Genomic DNA, 16421 nt, shown 5'->3' on the forward strand with positions numbered 1-16421 from the left:
TCATCGCAACCGTTATTGCCAACCGCTCGCTCGACATGGCCGGGCCCGTGCCCCTGTTGCGCCTGCGCGAAATGACCGGCGCCGACAATGCCGCGATTGTTCGCGGCCTTGAAGCATCACGTGCTGTACTCGATTTCGATGCGTTCCGCCGCGAAGTCGACGCCCTCGACACCAAGGTCGGCTCGGATGTCCAGATCGACATGCGCATTCAGGCAATGCAGGCGATGAACGAGGCCGCAGCCTGGTATATTCGCAGCATGCCGGGCGTGACGGTCGGCGACGCGGTCGCCCGGACACATGCGCCGCTGAACGCGTTCAAGACTGCCCTCGGCGCCATCCACTCGCCGTTCCCGGCAGCCCGGATCGAGCGTGCGGCGCGTGCCCTCGTCAAGCGCGGTGCGCCGGACGCGCTGGCGCGGTGGACAGCCGTGATGAGCCACTTCTCGCAGGGCCTGGTCGTCATCGATCTGGCGAAGGCGGCATCTGCGGATGTGTCCAGTGCTGGCGCCGCCTTCTATGCCATCGGCGATGCGCTCCGCCTCGACCGGTTGCGGGCGTCGGCCCGCGAAGGCCTTGCTAAAGCGGGCTATTGGGACCGGATCGCAGGGCGCCGCCTGGTCAGTGAACTCGTTCGCATCCAGGCTGCTGCTGCACAGGAAGCGCTTGCCGGGGGCGGTGTCGATGCCTGGCTTGCCGAACGCGCGGAAATGCGCCGGCAACTGGTCGCCACGCTTGGGACGCTGACCAAGGGCAAGGACTGGTCATTTGCCAAATTCACGCTTTCGGCTGATGCGGTCCGACAATTCATGGGCCGGTAAGGGCTGGCAGGCTATACACAGGGCCGGAGCGCAGGTGACGGCAGCCGCAAAGGCTTTGCTTAACAGGCGCGATAAGCCTGCTATGAGTGAACGCCATCATGAAACGGCTCTATCATTGGCCCCTCGATCCCGCCGGACGGCTGGTGCGCCTCGTGCTCGGCGAGAAGGGCGAAGCATTCGAATTGTTCGAGTCGACTCCGTGGGCGCCGCATCCGGATGTGTCCGCACTCGCACATGGCGCCGTCGCTCCGGCCCTGGTGGAAACGGGACCTGCGGGAAAGGCTTTTGCATGCGGTACGCGCGCTATCTGCGAGCAGATGGAAGAGATGGTGCCAACACCGACATTGTTGCCGGAAGACCGGAACGAGCGGGCAGAAGCGCGCCGACTCTGGGCCTGGGTGGAGGCCGGTTGTGAAGAAGTGACCGACAAGCTGCTGACCGAGCGCGTCATGCAATGGGTGCGGCGCGACCGTCAGCCGGATTCCGAAAAACTGCGTCGCGGCGCGCATGCGCTGCGCGGGCGGCTGACCTTTCTCAATGGCATGGTCGAGCAGAACGGTTACCTGGCCGGGCGTACACTGTCGCTCGCCGACCTGTCGGCGGCCGCGCACCTGTCAGCCTATGATTATTTCGGCGATGTCGAGTGGGATGCGGTGCCGGAGCTGAAGACCTGGTATGCAAGGATCAAATCGCGCCCCAGTTTCCGGCCGCTCCTCAGCGACCGGATAGAGGGCACGCGGCCCGTGGCGCACTATGCCGACCTCGACTTCTGATCCTCTGGCCGGTTCACCGGAATCCTTCATTAAAGACACCGGTGGCACGATTGGGTTCGACAGCGTGCGCATCACGCGTGCGGATGAGGCTTGGGCAGCGGGCGAGCGGTTAGAGACGTTCGTGACAGAAGGCCGCCACGGCCAGATGGAATGGATGAAGACCACACTTGAGCGCCGCAAGGCGCCGACGGCCATGTGGGCCGGCGCGAAATCGGCAGTGGTTGTCGCCCTGAACTATGGGCCGGGCCTCGACCCCATGGAGATGCTGGCGAAACGCAGTCTCGGCAATATCTCCGTCTATGCGCGGGGGAAGGACTATCACGACCTGTTGAAGTCGCGCCTGAAGCAGCTTGCGCGGGCTTTCGTGGCCAGAACCGGCGCGGAGGTGAAAGTCTTCGTCGATACCGCACCGCTGATGGAAAAGCCTTTGGCCGCGAAGGCCGGTATGGGCTGGCAGGGCAAGCATACGAACCTTGTCAGCCGCGAACTCGGTTCCTGGTTCTTTCTCGGCGTCATGCTGACGGATGCAGCACTGGTGCCGGACGCGACGGAGACCGACCATTGCGGCTCGTGCCGGGCCTGTCTCGATGCCTGCCCGACGCAGGCTTTCCCGGCGCCTTACCAGCTCGATGCGCGCCGCTGTATCTCCTATCTCACGATCGAGCATGCCGGGCCGATCCCCCGCGCGTTCCGTGCGGCGATGGGGAACCGGATCTATGGCTGTGACGACTGTCTCGCCGTCTGCCCCTGGAACAAGTTTGCCGAGGCCGCGTCCGAAGCGGCGCTGCATGCGCGGGCGGAACTGAAGGCGCCGGGACTGGATGAACTCGCCGCGCTGGACGACGGCGCCTTCCGGGACGTGTTTTCCGGGTCTCCGATCAAGCGGAGCGGTCGTAACCGGTTTGTCCGCAATGTGTGCGTCGCGATTGGCAATTCGGGAGACCTATGCCTTGTTCCGTCTGCACTGGCGTTGCTGGACGATGCCGCGCCGGAAGTGCGCGGGGCGGCTGTCTGGGCGCTGGCGCGTCTTGATCCTGACCGATTTGAGGCAGAGAAGGCCGCGCGGCGGGATGGCGAGACCGATCCGGGCGTTTTGGCGGAATGGGACGAGGCGGCATGACCAATCGAAAAGGGCGGCAAGCGAGCGGCAAGGGGCCGGTAAGGGTGTGGTTCGTCCGGCTGGTGCGGTTCCTTGCGGGGCTGTTCGTCGGCCTGCACGTCTATGCGGCGCTGCTGATCTTCCTGCCCGTGCCGGGCACGATCCTGATGGTCCAGCGGGCGACCGGCGGTGAGCACCTGCGCCGCACGATGACGCCGATCGAGGATATCTCGCCTTACCTGGTCAGCGCGGTGATTGCGGCTGAGGATACGCGATATTGCGAGCATAGCGGCATCGACACTGAAGCGATCCGGAAGGCGATCGACGAATACCAGAGCGGGAAGAAGGCGCGCGGCGCGTCCACGATTACACAGCAGACCGCGAAGAACGTGTTCTTCTGGAATGGCGGCGGCGCGCCCCGAAAGATCGGTGACATGTGGATGGCGACGTTCATCGATCATGTCTGGGGCAAGCGCCGCGTGATGGAAGTCTATCTCAATGTTGCCGAATGGGGCGACGGCATCTTCGGCGCGGAGGCTGCTGCGCAGGCCCGGTTTGGCAAACCGGCGTCGCAACTGACAGAGCGCGAGGCCGCCCTGCTGGCGGCAGTGTTGCCGAGCCCGAACAAGTGGCGCGTCGACCCGCCGGGCCCTTATGTGACCAAACGTGCCGGGTCGTTGCAGGCGCGCATGCGCGTGGTGCGCCATCAGGGCCTCGATGCATGCGTGTTCGGCGACAAGCGCCCGGCGCCACTGCCGCCTGTGAAGGGCGAGCCTGCACCGCCGCCGCCTGAACGCATGCCAGACCTGCCGCCCGAGCCCGAACCGCTGCCTGACGAGACCGGAGGCGACACACCTGTTGCAGGTGACGATCCGCTGAACCGGGTGCTGGATGCGGCGGAGGAGTCGTTTGCCCGGCCCGCGCCTGAGGCCATTGAGGACGCTGATCCGCTGTTTGTCGACGACAATGCGCCCGCGCCCCGTTCAGAGCCGGAATCCGAACCAGAGGTGACGGGCCCTGTGGACCTGCGCCCGCGGAACGATCTGGGGCTGGAACCGGAACCCTCGGCCGACGACCCGCCGCAATAGGGCGGGCCGCGCCTGGGGGTGACTAGACCGGGTCGTAGGGGAATACGCTGGCCGATGCGCCGAGGTCGGTAAAGCTGCCCTGCATGGCGGGGAAGGCGTTCTCGATCAGGCTGTCAGGTGTCCAGCCCTCCATGCGGGCGAGCGATTTGACCGGCCGGGGCTGGTCGCACAGGATCACTTCATTGCCGCGCACGATGAAAATCTGGCCGCTGACATGCTTGGACTTGTCGGCGCAGAGGGCGACGGCCAGTTGGGCGACCTGGTCGGCACGCATGGAATTCTTGATCCGCTCCACGCGCTGGGCGCCTGCCTCGTCCTTGACCGGGATTGAGGCGATCATGCGGGTCCAGGCGAACGGTGCGATGACATTGGAGCGGACATTCTTGCGCTCGCCTTCCATGGCGATAATCCGCGACAGGCCGGCGATTCCCATCTTGGCGGCGGCATAATTGGCCTGGCCGATATTGCCGATAATGCCGGACGTGGACGTGAACAGCACAAAGGCACCGTTTTCCTTCTCGCGGAACAGCTCGATGGCGGCGCGGGTGACGTTGAAACTGCCGCGCAGGTGCACGTCGATGACGCTGTCCCAGTCGTCTTCACTCATCTTGTGGAACATGCCGTCGCGCAGGATGCCGGCCGGGTTGATGATGGCGTCGAGCGAGCCGAACGTGTCCTTGGCCTGTTCGACCATGCCTTCTACGGCGCGCATATCGGTCACGCTTTCGGAGTTTGATACGGCCTCGCCGCCAGCCGCCCGGATTTCAGCAGCGACCTTTTCGGCCGGGCCTGCATCACCCGAGTCTCCGCCTGTCAGGCTGCCGCCGAGGTCGTTGACCACGACCTTGGCGCCTTCGCGCGCCGCCAGCAGCGCCGTCTCGCGCCCGATACCGTTGCCGCCGCCTGTGATGAGTACTGTTTTGCCGTCAAGCACACCCATGATCGCCTATCCTCCGCGTTTTCCATGTGATTGACGGGCACCCTAGATACGGCCAAGCAATGTTCAAGGTTTGAAACTCGATTTGAGGAAGGCTAAAGCTGCCGCATGGAAAAGACATTCAAAGCAGTAATCTGGGATTTCGGGGGCGTTTTTACCTCCTCTCCCTTCGATGCCTTCACGCGTTATGAGGAGGAAAACGGCCTGCCAAAGGACTTCATCCGCTCGGTAAATGCAGTGAATCCGCTGGAAAACGCCTGGGCCTTGCTGGAGCGCAGCGAAGTCGACGCGGCCGGATTTGACGGCATGTTCCGCTCGGAATCGCAGGCCCTGGGGCATGAAGTGCCAGGCCGCGACGTGTTGTCCCTCCTGTCCGGCTCCCTGCGCCCGCGCGTCGTGGCTGCGCTGGACGCCTGCAAGGTGAAAGGCAAGGTCGGCTGTATCACGAACAATGCGCCGATCGGCAAAGGCGCCTCGATGACGAATGACAGCGAGAAGGCCGCCGAGCTGGAAAAGGTTTTCGCCCGGTTCGACCATGTCATCGAAAGCTCCAAACTGGGCATCCGCAAGCCAGACCCGCGCATCTATGCGCTGATGTGCGAGGCGCTGGATGTTGCGCCGGAAGACTGTGTCTATCTCGACGATCTCGGCATCAACCTGAAGCCTGCGCGCCAGATGGGCATGACAACGATCAAGGTGCTCGGTGAAGACCAGCTATTGGCTGACCTTGAAGCCGTGACCGGCTATGCGCTGGCGTAGCGCCCTCCTCGCGGCGATGGCGCTGGGCCTGGCCGCCTGCGGCCGGAGCGGCGAAGAGCCGATTCAGGCCATACCCGATGAGAGCCTGACGCAGCCGCCTGTCGCGCCTGAACCTGTCGAGATTACCGAAGACGTTTCGGAGACGCGCGACGCCCTGTTAAAATATGCGAGGGCAGGCTCATTAGGCGGGCTGGCGCGCACGGCGGCCAAAAGCGACGGCTTCATCTCGAATTTCAGCGGTCAGCCTCACAGGGATTTCTGGGACCTGCTCCGCCGCACGGGCCTCGACCCGAACCTCAAGCTGCGCGAACTGCTTGCCGAGCCGGCTGGCGTCAGGATGGTCGATGGTGAGCGCTGGTATATCTGGCCGGACCTCGCGGCCCGCGACGCCGCGGATCTCATTCCGGAGAAAATGTCTTTTCAGGACCGCAAGCGGCTCAGGGAACTGATTGGTGAAGACGGCATCGACCTGATACGGGCAGGGAAGGGATATCCCGGCATGCGCACGGCCATCGCCGAGGATGGGCGCTGGGTCTATTTCGTGCTCGGGCTCGATGGAGAGGACTAGACTGATGGCAAGCAAGATCGGCGCTGACGCGGCGCTTCAACAGATCAAGGGCTGGACGGCCGGATCGGGCGAACGCGACACGATCGGGAAGACGTTCAAGTTTTCCGATTTCAAGACCGCCTGGGGATTCATGTCGGCTGTCGCCCTCAAGGCCGAGGCGATGGATCATCATCCGGAATGGTTCAATGTCTACAACAAGGTCGAAGTGACTCTCACGACGCATGACGTTGATGGCGTGTCGGCCAAGGACGTGGAACTGGCCCGGTTCATGGATGCGCTTGCTGCCAAGCTCGGATGATCCGTCAGGAATCGGACGCGACTACGAAAAGTTTCTGCAGATTCACGCCGACTGTCGCATCGTGGGCGATATCGCCGATTGCAGGCGCGCGCAGGCTCGACCGGGTGCGTAACTTGCTCTGGATACGCGACAGGACAATGAGCAATTCGCGCTCGAGTATCGGCTTGGAAATATAATCGTCCATGCCCATCCTGATGTAGCGCTCGCGGTCACCCGCCATCGCGTCGGCTGTGAGCGCGATGACCGGCACCACGGACCATGGCGCCTGGCTTTGGCGAATGTGCTTGAGCGTCTCCGGCCCGCTCATGTCCGGCATGTGCACGTCCAGGAGCACGAAATCCACTGGATCGTTTGCCAATATATCGAGGGCCTCCTTGCCACTGGCCGCGTCGACCACTGTGAGGCCGCGCGGTTCCAGCGCAGCGCGGGCGACGCGCCGGTTTATCTCATTGTCGTCGACGACGAGGGCCCGGAGTCCTCGCAGACTGGTGACCATCCGGCCGCGGGACGATTTCGGTGGCGGGGTTGCTTGCGAAGGTGCGTCAGCGAGGCGGGCTTCGAATGAGAATGAGAACACAGACCCTTCGCCCGGCTTGCTGGTGCAGGTGATATCCCCGCCCATCAACCTGGCCAGCCGGCGGGAAATGGCCAGCCCCAGTCCCGATCCACCAAACTTGCGGCTCGTTGTTTCGCTGCCTTGCTCAAAATTCTGGAACAGTCTTGCCCGCTCTTCTTCGGAAATGCCGATGCCTGTATCGCAGACATGCACGGTCACGCCGACACGGCCGTCACGCGACATGTCGCCAGCCATCACGGCGATTGTGACACCACCTTGTGACGTGAATTTGAGCGCGTTGAAAACGAGGTTGTCGATGCACTGGCGCACGCGCTTCGTGTCCAGCGCCAGGAATTTCGGCAGCTTGGGGTCAAACGCGACCTCAAGGGTGAGGCCTTTCTTGCGGGCAATGGGGGCGTAGGTGCGTTTGATCCACGAGACGCGTTCACGGACGTTCTCGACGACGGGGGCAATATCCAGCCGGCCCGCCTCGATCTTTGACATGTCGAGAATATCGTTGAGCAATACCAGGAGTGTGTGCGAACTCTCGACAACCATGTCGACCATTTCGCGCTCGTCCTGGCGAAGCGCCTTGTGCTGGAGCGCCTCCGACATGCCGATGATGCCATTCAGTGGTGTACGGATTTCGTGGCTCATCGTGGCCAGGAATTCCGATTTTGCCTCGCTGGCCGTCAGGGCATCCCGACGGGCATGTTTCAACGATACCTGGCGTTTCACGATGTCTGTTACATCATGCGCGACGCCGATGACATAGTCGTTGTCGAGACGCGAATAACTGGTCACGACGTGCCGGCCCGTGGCGGTGACCATGTCGAGGTCTTGGCACTTCCGGATGGCATCCATTACCAGGGACTGACGCACCTGGAACGTGGCCTCGTTGAGACGCGGAAAAAGATGGCGAATCTGCTGTCCTACAGCATCCTGGAGACTGGCGCCGTCATCCATGCTGGCATAGAGGATCGGCCAGTGCGAGCGGGTCATCTTGTTGGCGAAGAACAAGCCGTTGTCTGGCGTGAATACGACGAATCCGACCTGCAATTGATCAAGTGCACGCCAAGCTTCCGCAGGCGGTATCAAGGGAGTGTCGGTCATTTGTACCTGCCCAGAGGTCGTCTGGACACAGGATTAGGCCTAATGTGTGTAGGGATCGTAAAACCGCGGGGGGCAATTCCGCTGCGTCACCCCCCTTTGTTCCATGCGACCTGGTAAAGATCGAACCGCCGGTCCTTGAGATTCTGGACGGCGCCCGATTGCCGCGCCGTCAGCAAATCCGACAGGGACAGATCGGCCAGCGCAACGGTTTCGGTATTGGCTGGCGTATCTGCTGCCACGCCGTCGCGGGAGAAGGGGAAGTCCGACGGTGTCAGGATACAGCTTTCAGCATAGTGGATGTCCATGTTCTCGACATTGGGAAGATTGCCCACCACGCCGGACATGACGACATAGCACTGGTTTTCGACGGCGCGCGCCTGGCAGCAATAGCGCACGCGCAGATAGCCGCGCCGCTCGTCGGTGCAGAAAGGCACGAACAGGATCAGTGCGCCCTGGTCGACGAGGTGACGCGCCTGTTCCGGGAACTCGCTGTCATAGCAGATCATGACGCCGATCGGCCCGCAATCAGTCTGAATAACCGTGTTGCCTGACCCGCCGCGAATGTTCCACCAGCGCCGCTCGGACGGGGTCGGGTGGAGCTTCTGCTGCGTGTGGACCGAGCCGTCGCGCAGGAAGACGTAGGATATGTTGAAGATGTCGCCATTCTCCATCCGGCTTGGGTGCGACCCGCCGATGATGTTGATATTGTAGGAGACAGCGAGCTTCTCCATGAACGCGACATAGCGGGATGTGTATTCGGAAATCTTCGTGATTGCCTCGATCGGCGCGAGCGGCTTGTGCTCGAGCGACAGGAGCTGCAACGTGAAAAGTTCCGGGAACACAACAAAGTCGGACCGGTAGTCCGATGCGATATCGACGAAATATTCGACCTGTGTCTCGAATTCGTCGATCGACTGGATCTTGCGCATCTGGAACTGCACGGTCGTGATGCGAACGCTTTCGGGAAGGTTGGTGCCGCCAAGGCTTGGCTTCGCCTTGATCTCGTCCTGTGCCAGCGGGTTCTTCCAGAACATGTGCGTGGCGTGGTTCATTGATGGCGCGTCGCCGATGAGGTAGTCCTTCAGCACACCGATTGGTTCGAAACCCTGGCGCAGCTGGAAGGTGATGACCTGGTCCTTGAGTTTCGAGGCGACGACGGCGGCGACATAATCTTCAGGGTTTGGGTATTCCTTAGCCTTGCGGGCGTAGCCGGGCATGCGGCCGCCGAAGACGATGCCCTTGAGTTCGAGATTCTGGCAAAGTTCCTGGCGGACACGATAGAAGCGCTGGCCGATTCGCAGGCGGCGGAAGTCCGGGTCGACGCCGACATCCATGCCATAAAGGACGTCGCCTTCAGGATCGTGCCGCGCCGCAAACGCGACGCCGGTTATCTCGTTCCATGTGTGGGGTGCAAAGGCGATCTTGGAGTCGATCATGAAGGTTGCGCAGTGACCCACAATCCTGCCTTCGTACTCGGCGATGAACTGGCCTTCGGGGAAGCGATTGATGTGGCCGAGCAAATTGTCGCGCGTATAGCCCATGCCGGCGCCATAAATGCGCTCCGATACGTCGATCATGGCGTCCACGTCAGCCGGGGTCGCGGTGCGGATAATCAGTTTGGCAGCAGAATTCGTCATGGGGACTCCGGACAGATCGAGTTCAAGAATTATGAGGCGCGCCTGGAGAACGCCCAGTCAGTGCGGAAGGCGGAGACTGGCTCGCAGGCCGCCCAGCGCACTGTCTGACAGTCGCAGATCGCCTCCATGCGCTCTTGCGGTGTCACGCGCAAGTGTCAGTCCCAGTCCGGTGCCGGAAGCATTTTGCGTCCGGGCCTCGTCGAGACGGGAAAATGGCCGGAACGCCTCCTCCCGGCGCGCTGGCGGGATGCCGGGACCGTTGTCGTCGACGTGGATTTCGGCGGCGTGTGGACCGTCGACCAGCGTCACGCGGACCTCGGTTGCATACTTCACGGCATTGGAAATGAGATTGTTGACGGCGCGCTTCAGGGCTAGCGGCCGCCCTGTCACGTCGATGGCATCCGGGCCAATAACGACCACGTGCTGGCCGAAGCCAGAGGCAGCGTCGCGGACCAGCCGGGCGAGGTCGAGCGGCAGAGGCTCGTCGCCTTCCTCGCCGCGCGCAAAGGTGAGGTATTCGTCCAGCATCATCGCCATGTCGTCGAGGTCTGACTGGGCCGCGCTGAGATCGTCGGTCTGGTCCATCATGGCGAGGGAGAGTTTCAGGCGGGTCAGTGGGGTCCGCAGGTCGTGGCTGACGCCTGCCAGCATCGCGGTGCGCTGGTCAGCGAAGGCGGTGAGCCGGCTTTTCATGTCCAGCAATGCGCGGGCGGCGTCCCGCACTTCGGTCGCGCCCGAGGGCCGGAAGCCAGGCGCCTCCCGGCCGCGGCCGAACGCGCGTGCGGCATCCGACAGGCGCAGGATGGAGCGGACCTGCTGGTTGAGGAAGGCGACGGCGAGGGCGAGCATCAGGAGGGAAGACGCAATCACCCAGACGATGAAGAAGTGGGAGTTCACGGTCAGCGCGCGTTTTCGCTCGATCAGGATTTCGACCGTGTCGCTGCCTGACGGGAACCGGAAATGCAGCATCGAGGCGGGGTCGATGCTCACGTCCACGGGGACGCCAAGCCGGGTTGCCAGTTCTTCTGTCAGCGTTTGGCCGTAAGCGAAATTGCGCACCAGGCGCGGCCCGCCAGATGGCGGATCCACATGGTCGCAGGCGAAACGCATGTCGAGGTTGCCCTCGAGACGCTCGCGCGTGATCGGCGAGTCGGGCCGCTCATCGCAATAGGACTGGATCAGTGCGGCATCGCGGGCAATGGACTGGGCCAGCTTGCGGTTCACCTCGGCGAGGTGGCTGTCATAATAATACCAGGTCATCAGGGCGAGGATGAGCACGACCGGCGCCACCACCATGAGGAGGCTGCGGGCGTAGAGCCCGCGCGGCGTGATATCCCGGAGGCGAATCATGCGCGCCTCAGTCCGGCATCAGGCGGTAGCCGACGCCCCGCACGGTCTGGATGTGGATGGGCTCACGCGGGTTGGGCTCGATCTTGCGGCGCAAGCGGGTCACCTGCACATCGACCGACCGCTCCATGCCGGCCGAGGTGAGCGCGGCGAGGTCTTCGCGGCCAACCGGCTCGCCCGCATTGGCGGCAAGGACGGTCAGCAATTGCAGCTCTGCGTCTGTCAGGCGAATGCGCTTGTCGCCTTCACGCAATTCTCCGCGGGCGGCATTGAAGACGAGGCCGGACATCTCGACTTCTTCGGGCGGCACGTCCTTGTATGACCGCCGCAGGATGGCGGCGCAGCGCAGGGCCAGTTCTTCCGGTTCGAACGGCTTGGGCAAATAGTCGTCGGCGCCGGTTTTCAGTCCCGCGATCCGGTCGCTGGCCTGGCCGCGCGCGGTGAGAAGCATGACCGGGGTTTCCTTCTGGCGTCCTTCGCGGATGGCGGCGAGCAGCGACAGGCCGTCCTCGCCGGGCATCATGACGTCGAGAATCGCGAGGTCGAATGTCATGGTGGCCAACAGGCGGCGCGCGGCGGCCGCGTCGCTGGCCGTGGTGACCCGATAGCCCTCACGTGACAGGAAGCGCTTCAGCAGGTCGCGGATACGGTCGTCGTCGTCGACGACAAGGATGTGGGCCGGGTCAGTCATTGCCGCCTCACCTGGCCAGTGCTTCGAGCGCGAGACGCATGCCCGCCACCGCGTCGGGCCCCGCGGCCCGGAAGGCAAGGCGCAGGCGTTCGCGCAACACGATGGCGATCGGCGTTGTCAGGGTCACTCCGGCGTCCGACAGGACGAGGGTCCGGCGGCGTCCGTCGCGCTCTTCACGCTCGCGCGCGATCAGGCCGCGCGTGTCCAATCCACCGATCAGTCGCGCAAAGGTCGGCACGGTCATGCCAAGCGAATCTCGCATTTCGCTGACTGTCCTGCCAGGCTCGTAGCGGATGGATATGAGTATTTGCATCTCTGGCTTGCTCAGCCCTGCTTTCCTGCGGGCTGTTTCTGCGGCAGACATGAGTTCGCGCCCTCCCGCCATCAGGAGGCCGACGCCTCGGTCCAGCTCCTGATCCATCAGGAAAAGGCGAGGATCGAAGGGTCGGTTCAGGTTGACGTCAGGGGCCATAGTCTGAAATGAACGCGAATACATAAAAAGTGCAAGCGAGGAGCGCTGAAATCCATGGCAAGTATCCCCTATGACGACCGTGACGGGTACATCTGGATGGATGGCGAGTTCGTCCCGTGGCGGGATACGAAGGTACATCTCCTGACGCACGCATTGCATTATGCCTCGGCAGTCTTCGAAGGCGAGCGCGCCTATGGCGGCAGGATATTCCGCTCGCTCGACCATTCGAAACGCCTGCACAATTCTGCGCGCATCATGGGTTTCGAGATTCCGTTCACCGTTGAGCAGCTGGAAGAGGCCAAGCGCGAGGCGCTGGCCAAATCCGGGCTCGAGAGCGCCTACATCCGGGCGATTGCCTGGCGCGGGTCTGAAATGATGGGCGTTTCGGCCCAGAACAACACGATCCACCTCGCCGTGGCGGTCTGGTCGTGGGGCGACTATTTTGCCGACAAGATGAAGGGCATCCGGATGACGCATGCCGAATGGCGTCGTCCGGCTCCGGACACGGCGCCCTGCCATGCGAAGGCGGCTGGCCTCTACATGATCTGCACCCTGTCCAAGCATGCGGCCGAGAAAGCCGGCTATGCCGACGCGCTGATGCTTGATTATCGCGGCCAGGTGGCCGAGGCGACAGGCGCGAACATCTTCTTCGTACGTGACAATGCGCTGCACACACCGACACCGGACTGTTTCCTCAACGGGCTGACGCGCCAGACCGCGATCAAGCTGGCCAAGGCCCGCCAGATCGAAGTCATCGAACGCGCCATCATGCCGGACGAACTGGCGACTTTTTCTGAGTGCTTCATCACCGGCAGCGCCGCCGAAATCACGCCAGTCGCGGAAATCGGCGCGCATACCTACAAGCCGGCAGAGATCAGCCACTCGCTGGTCGATGACTATACCCGCCTCGTGAACGGCAAGATGGAACTCGCACTCTAGCCACCGGGAGGCCGGCCGAACGATGCCCGATACGGCCCCTGCTGAGGACCTCAAGGCGATTGCGGCGCAGGCCGACCTGCATCACCAATACCTGCTCGGGCTCGAGCTGATGGTCGCCACGCGCGAAGGGCCAGCCATTGTCGGCGAATGGATGTTCCGCCTGTTCCGGCGCCAGCATGAGGAGAAGTTCCTCTCCAGTTTCCGCAAGCTTGGACTGGACGACCTGCCGGACGCAGTCGCCTGCGCGCGTTATCACGTGCTGTCGAACAGTATGGGCGGGGTATCCGTCGAATACATGGAAGAGTCGGACACCAAGGCCTGGGTCCGGTTTCGCTATCCGCGCTGGATGTATGACGGCCCGGCGATCTGCGGCGTGCCGGTCGAGGCGAGCCGGGGATTCCTGAAGGGGTGGTACGCGCAGAACGGTGTTTCGCTCGAGAATCCGCGTCTCGGCTTCGTCTGCGTCTCGGAAGACATGACCGGCCAGTTCGGCCTGTGCGGCTATTTCCGCGAATATGACCATGATCTTAGCGAGGACGAGCGGTTGCAGTTTGCGCCCGGCGAGGCCCCGCCGCCTTATGACCCGGCGCAGCAGCCTGCGCCGCCGGCAGGCGAGTGGGACGCTGTCCGTCTCGCCAAGGCGAACCGGAACTATGCGGTAGAGTATATCCGCAATGGCGTGCGCGAACTGGTCAATGTGCTGGGGGCGGAGCGGGCGCTTGAGCTGGCGAAACTCGCCGCCCGGCTAACCGGCCTGCAGCAGTACCGGCATATGGCCGATGCCGTGGGCGGTGCCGATGGCGGCCCGGTTGAGGCGGCGCACATGCTGGCCGCCATGTTTGGCGGCATGGGCGACGAGGTGGCTGTGGCCGCAGGCGGCGAGGCGGGGCAGGCAGTGTTGCATCATCGCGGCCTCAGGATCGTACGCGGCCTGGACGGCGACCAACGCAGCCAGCTGCTGGCGTGCTGGACCGAGCTGTGGCGGGGGGCGGTGAATTCCTGCCGGGCTTTCATGGATGTTGACGTCTCGGAGACGGCGGACGGGCTGTGCTGGACGATCACGCCGAAAGGCGCAGCCTGATTCAGGCTTCGTCGGACTCCTCGTCCTTGATCCAGACTTCGACCGTGCCCTTGAGCAGCATGGTGAGCGGATTGCCCTTGCGATCAACCGCCTTGCCGGCGGCCACGCGGATCCAGCCTTCGGAGAGACAATACTCCTCGACATTGGTCTTCTCTTCGCCCTTGAAACGCACGCCGATGCCGCGCAGCAGCAAGGCCTCGTTGTAGAAGGGGCTTTTCGGATTGACGCTCAGGCGGTCGGGAAGTGTGTCTGTCATGGCGATTCTCTTAGCCCTTTCCGGCGGCAGAACTCAAGAGGCCAGACTCTGCTGCCAGACACGCATCAGGTTGCCGCCGAAGAATTGTGCCGCCTCCCGTTCGCCGAGGCCACGCTTCAGCAGCAACCCGGCCAGGTCGGGCAGGCGCCGGTAGTCGTCGAAGACGGGTTGGTAGTTGGCGTCCATGTCAGTTCCCATGCAGACATGGTCAATGCCGACCGCGTCGATCAGCTGGAAGATCCGGTCAGCATATCCGGCAAGCGTGCTGATGCCGATACCGCTTGGCCAGGCGCCGATCAGGCCGCCGGAGGCGGCCACTTCATTGGCAAGCGCGGCTGAAATGAAACGCGGATGGGCCAGATCCGGGGTGCTGATATGGGTGTGCGAGACCATCACCGGCCTGTCGGAGATTTCCAGTACGCGGCGGGCCGCTGTTTCCGGCATGTGCGCGAGATCGATCAGCATGCCGAGCCGGTTCATCTCGCGCACGATGGTTGCGCCGGCCGCCGACAGGGCGCTGTCATGGGCTGCGGCTGTCATCGGCTCGCTGATTTCATTGGCACGGTAGTGCATCAACGTGATCGAGCGCACGCCGTCTGCATGGGCTTCCTGCAGCCGCTCGCTTGATCCCTCCAGGAAATCGGCGCCTTCGACCGTCCAGATCGCACCCGGCTTGCCGGAGGCGCGCACGGCGTCCATTTCGCCCGGAGCGGACATGGCTGCCACCAGACCGTCGCTGGCGAGCCGTTTGAGGTTGGCGATCTGGGTCTTGTAGCTCGCCCAGGCCTCGCCCGGCTTGAACGGACGGCGTTCGATCAGCCCCTTTTCCTTCGACAGGTCGAGGACGTTGAAGTCGGCCACGACGGCGAAGCTGGAGGCGGCGAGGCCACCCTCGGCCATGTCGCCCACGGTTCGCCTCTCGAAACTGCCCTTGGCCGAATAGACCTGCAGCAGGGGCGGCAGGCCGCTGGCACCGCGCACGAAGGTCTGGCCCGGATGGGCGTGGGCATCGATTGCAGGGTTGGCCGTCAGGAAGGCCACGCCGCGCGCGCGCTCTTCGTCGGTGAGCTCAAACCCGAGTGGAGCCGGCCCCGGCCGCTTGCGCAATCTGTGCACGCCATAGGCGGCTCCGGCGAGGGCCGCTGCTCCTGCGCCAAGCAGGACGCGCCGTGTCAGCTTTCCCATGTATGCCTCCCGAATTTTTTCCTACTAGCGGTGAGGCGCCACGAGGCGTCAAGCTGGCAGGGAAGGGGAGCGGGGTCAGGTCACCTCCGCCATGGCCGCATCATCCTTGGCCGCGGCGCGCTTGAAAGCGTCCCGCGCATAGACACGTTCGGAATAGGCCGTGAGCTCGGGGCTGGACGGGATGGACCCGAACTGCAGGCCCCAGCCGACCTGTGAGCCGACATAGACATCGGCTGCCGTGAACCGGTCGCCGCAGATATAGGGCCGGTCGGCAACCGCAGAGATCAGCGTCGCGCGCATCAGGTCGAAATCGCCATAACCGACCATGCCCTTCTTGTCGGCGGGTATCTCGACGCCCAGAGACCTGTTGACGACCGCGGCCTCGACCGGGCCGGCCGCGAAGAACAGCCAGCGGTAATAGTCCGCGCGCTCGTCAGGAGTCGGCGCGAGCCCGGCATCAGGAAAGGCTTCGGCGAGATAGGCGCAGATCGCGGCGCATTCGGTGACGACCTTGTCGCCATGAGTGATCGCCGGGACCTTGCCCATCGGGTTGATCGCAAGGAACGCGGGCGAGTGCGTGGCGTCGCCGAACTTGAACAGGCGCGTGTCATAGTCCGCGCCGGTCTCCTCCAGCATCCAGCGCGCGATGCGTCCGCGCGACATCGGGTTGGTATAGAGAGTCAATTTCTCGACCATCGGGGTCCCTCCGTTCTTGCGTGAAGGTCTGTCCCGGCCCGGCAGGAGTCAAATCAAATCCCGGTCGACACACCGAAAACCCCGCCCCGCGCCATTCCGGGTTGGCGG

General features: G+C 63.4%; 18 protein-coding genes. 9 read left to right on the top strand and 9 right to left on the bottom strand.

Features of this window, described 5'->3' with window-relative positions; translation table 11 throughout:
- The first annotated feature begins 14 nt into the window (after nt 1-14).
- From AC0L7I_RS06105 to mtgA, 4 genes are all read left to right on the top strand, one after another.
- On the top strand, nt 15-818 hold the full coding sequence (locus AC0L7I_RS06105; protein WP_473399117.1) for a hypothetical protein: 804 nt from the start codon (nt 15-17) through the stop codon (nt 816-818).
- A gap of 98 nt (nt 819-916) precedes the next feature.
- Nucleotides 917-1591, top strand: coding sequence for a glutathione S-transferase family protein (locus AC0L7I_RS06110; RefSeq protein ID WP_473398659.1), 675 nt, complete (start codon nt 917-919; stop codon nt 1589-1591).
- Nucleotides 1572-2711 carry a tRNA epoxyqueuosine(34) reductase QueG gene (queG, locus tag AC0L7I_RS06115; RefSeq protein ID WP_473398660.1) on the top strand — a complete coding sequence of 380 codons (1140 nt, stop codon included), beginning with the start codon at nt 1572-1574 and terminating at the stop codon, nt 2709-2711. Before AC0L7I_RS06110 ends, queG begins: the two co-directional genes overlap by 20 nt.
- Nucleotides 2708-3778, top strand: a complete 1071-nt coding sequence (gene mtgA / locus AC0L7I_RS06120; protein ID WP_473398661.1) for a monofunctional biosynthetic peptidoglycan transglycosylase — start codon at nt 2708-2710, stop codon at nt 3776-3778. The genes queG and mtgA overlap by 4 nt, the downstream gene beginning before the upstream one ends.
- A gap of 22 nt (nt 3779-3800) precedes the next feature.
- On the opposite strand, the gene AC0L7I_RS06125 is transcribed toward mtgA, so the two are convergent.
- On the bottom strand, nt 3801-4718 hold the full coding sequence (locus AC0L7I_RS06125; RefSeq protein ID WP_473398662.1) for an SDR family NAD(P)-dependent oxidoreductase: 918 nt from the start codon (nt 4716-4718) through the stop codon (nt 3801-3803).
- A 105-nt stretch (nt 4719-4823) separates the two neighbouring features.
- Between AC0L7I_RS06125 and AC0L7I_RS06130 the strand changes: the two genes are divergently transcribed.
- Genes AC0L7I_RS06130 through AC0L7I_RS06140 form a run of 3 tightly spaced genes read left to right on the top strand, consistent with a single transcriptional unit; the run spans nt 4824 to nt 6340 of the window.
- Nucleotides 4824-5474: an HAD-IA family hydrolase gene (locus tag AC0L7I_RS06130; protein ID WP_473398663.1), complete on the top strand. Its 651-nt coding sequence runs from the start codon at nt 4824-4826 to the stop codon at nt 5472-5474.
- Nucleotides 5461-6042, top strand: a complete 582-nt coding sequence (locus AC0L7I_RS06135; RefSeq protein WP_473398664.1) for a hypothetical protein — start codon at nt 5461-5463, stop codon at nt 6040-6042. Before AC0L7I_RS06130 ends, AC0L7I_RS06135 begins: the two co-directional genes overlap by 14 nt.
- Before the next feature lie 4 nt (nt 6043-6046).
- Nucleotides 6047-6340, top strand: a complete 294-nt coding sequence (locus AC0L7I_RS06140) for a 4a-hydroxytetrahydrobiopterin dehydratase (protein ID WP_473398665.1) — start codon at nt 6047-6049, stop codon at nt 6338-6340.
- Nucleotides 6341-6344: 4 nt separating this feature from the next.
- Here the strand turns inward: AC0L7I_RS06140 and AC0L7I_RS06145 are convergent, their stop codons facing one another.
- The 5 genes from AC0L7I_RS06145 to AC0L7I_RS06165 form a co-directional block, all read right to left on the bottom strand.
- On the bottom strand, nt 6345-8009 hold the full coding sequence (locus tag AC0L7I_RS06145) for a response regulator (RefSeq protein ID WP_473398666.1): 1665 nt from the start codon (nt 8007-8009) through the stop codon (nt 6345-6347).
- 86 nt (nt 8010-8095) lie between these two features.
- A complete protein-coding gene (locus AC0L7I_RS06150; RefSeq protein WP_473398667.1) occupies nt 8096-9646 on the bottom strand; it encodes a GNAT family N-acetyltransferase in 1551 nt (516 codons plus the stop codon).
- Nucleotides 9647-9703: 57 nt separating this feature from the next.
- Complete coding sequence (locus AC0L7I_RS06155) at nt 9704-10996, bottom strand: ATP-binding protein (RefSeq protein WP_473398668.1); 1293 nt, start codon at nt 10994-10996, stop codon at nt 9704-9706.
- A 7-nt stretch (nt 10997-11003) separates the two neighbouring features.
- On the bottom strand, nt 11004-11684 hold the full coding sequence (locus tag AC0L7I_RS06160) for a response regulator (protein ID WP_473398669.1): 681 nt from the start codon (nt 11682-11684) through the stop codon (nt 11004-11006).
- Between the two features lie 7 nt (nt 11685-11691).
- Nucleotides 11692-12156, bottom strand: a complete 465-nt coding sequence (locus AC0L7I_RS06165) for a MarR family transcriptional regulator (RefSeq protein ID WP_473398670.1) — start codon at nt 12154-12156, stop codon at nt 11692-11694.
- Nucleotides 12157-12210: 54 nt separating this feature from the next.
- On the opposite strand from AC0L7I_RS06165, the gene AC0L7I_RS06170 reads away from it, so the two are divergent.
- Together AC0L7I_RS06170 and AC0L7I_RS06175 are read left to right on the top strand one after the other, a co-directional pair.
- The gene (locus tag AC0L7I_RS06170) at nt 12211-13095 is read left to right on the top strand and encodes a branched-chain amino acid aminotransferase (protein WP_473398671.1); all 885 of its coding nucleotides are present in this window, start codon (nt 12211-12213) and stop codon (nt 13093-13095) included.
- Nucleotides 13096-13117: 22 nt separating this feature from the next.
- Nucleotides 13118-14176, top strand: a complete 1059-nt coding sequence (locus AC0L7I_RS06175) for a hypothetical protein (protein WP_473398672.1) — start codon at nt 13118-13120, stop codon at nt 14174-14176.
- Between the two features lies 1 nt (nt 14177).
- Here AC0L7I_RS06175 and AC0L7I_RS06180 read toward each other — a convergent pair whose 3' ends face one another.
- The 3 genes from AC0L7I_RS06180 to AC0L7I_RS06190 all read right to left on the bottom strand — a co-directional run bounded on the left by AC0L7I_RS06180 (nt 14178) and on the right by AC0L7I_RS06190 (nt 16313).
- Nucleotides 14178-14432, bottom strand: coding sequence for a DUF3297 family protein (locus AC0L7I_RS06180; RefSeq protein ID WP_473398673.1), 255 nt, complete (start codon nt 14430-14432; stop codon nt 14178-14180).
- Nucleotides 14433-14465: 33 nt separating this feature from the next.
- Nucleotides 14466-15617 carry a dipeptidase gene (locus AC0L7I_RS06185; protein WP_473398674.1) on the bottom strand — a complete coding sequence of 384 codons (1152 nt, stop codon included), beginning with the start codon at nt 15615-15617 and terminating at the stop codon, nt 14466-14468.
- Nucleotides 15618-15692: 75 nt separating this feature from the next.
- Nucleotides 15693-16313, bottom strand: coding sequence for a glutathione S-transferase family protein (locus AC0L7I_RS06190; RefSeq protein ID WP_473398675.1), 621 nt, complete (start codon nt 16311-16313; stop codon nt 15693-15695).
- Between the last annotated feature and the right edge of the window lie 108 nt (nt 16314-16421).

Source organism: Hyphomonas sp. J20-32, assembly GCF_055808555.1.

Bases quoted from the DNA above. Each gene is read 5' to 3' on its own strand.
- AC0L7I_RS06155 (WP_473398668.1), bottom strand. From the start codon at position 10,996: ATGATTCGCCTCCGGGATATCACGCCGCGCGGGCTCTACGCCCGCAGC.
- AC0L7I_RS06140 (WP_473398665.1), top strand. From the start codon at position 6,047: ATGGCAAGCAAGATCGGCGCTGACGCGGCGCTTCAACAGATCAAGGGC.
- AC0L7I_RS06165 (WP_473398670.1), bottom strand. From the start codon at position 12,156: ATGGCCCCTGACGTCAACCTGAACCGACCCTTCGATCCTCGCCTTTTC.
- queG (WP_473398660.1), top strand. From the start codon at position 1,572: ATGCCGACCTCGACTTCTGATCCTCTGGCCGGTTCACCGGAATCCTTC.
- AC0L7I_RS06180 (WP_473398673.1), bottom strand. From the start codon at position 14,432: ATGACAGACACACTTCCCGACCGCCTGAGCGTCAATCCGAAAAGCCCC.
- AC0L7I_RS06170 (WP_473398671.1), top strand. From the start codon at position 12,211: ATGGCAAGTATCCCCTATGACGACCGTGACGGGTACATCTGGATGGAT.
- AC0L7I_RS06150 (WP_473398667.1), bottom strand. From the start codon at position 9,646: ATGACGAATTCTGCTGCCAAACTGATTATCCGCACCGCGACCCCGGCT.
- AC0L7I_RS06130 (WP_473398663.1), top strand. From the start codon at position 4,824: ATGGAAAAGACATTCAAAGCAGTAATCTGGGATTTCGGGGGCGTTTTT.
- mtgA (WP_473398661.1), top strand. From the start codon at position 2,708: ATGACCAATCGAAAAGGGCGGCAAGCGAGCGGCAAGGGGCCGGTAAGG.
- AC0L7I_RS06110 (WP_473398659.1), top strand. From the start codon at position 917: ATGAAACGGCTCTATCATTGGCCCCTCGATCCCGCCGGACGGCTGGTG.
- AC0L7I_RS06175 (WP_473398672.1), top strand. From the start codon at position 13,118: ATGCCCGATACGGCCCCTGCTGAGGACCTCAAGGCGATTGCGGCGCAG.
- AC0L7I_RS06135 (WP_473398664.1), top strand. From the start codon at position 5,461: ATGCGCTGGCGTAGCGCCCTCCTCGCGGCGATGGCGCTGGGCCTGGCC.
- AC0L7I_RS06145 (WP_473398666.1), bottom strand. From the start codon at position 8,009: ATGACCGACACTCCCTTGATACCGCCTGCGGAAGCTTGGCGTGCACTT.
- AC0L7I_RS06125 (WP_473398662.1), bottom strand. From the start codon at position 4,718: ATGGGTGTGCTTGACGGCAAAACAGTACTCATCACAGGCGGCGGCAAC.
- AC0L7I_RS06185 (WP_473398674.1), bottom strand. From the start codon at position 15,617: ATGGGAAAGCTGACACGGCGCGTCCTGCTTGGCGCAGGAGCAGCGGCC.
- AC0L7I_RS06160 (WP_473398669.1), bottom strand. From the start codon at position 11,684: ATGACTGACCCGGCCCACATCCTTGTCGTCGACGACGACGACCGTATC.
- AC0L7I_RS06190 (WP_473398675.1), bottom strand. From the start codon at position 16,313: ATGGTCGAGAAATTGACTCTCTATACCAACCCGATGTCGCGCGGACGC.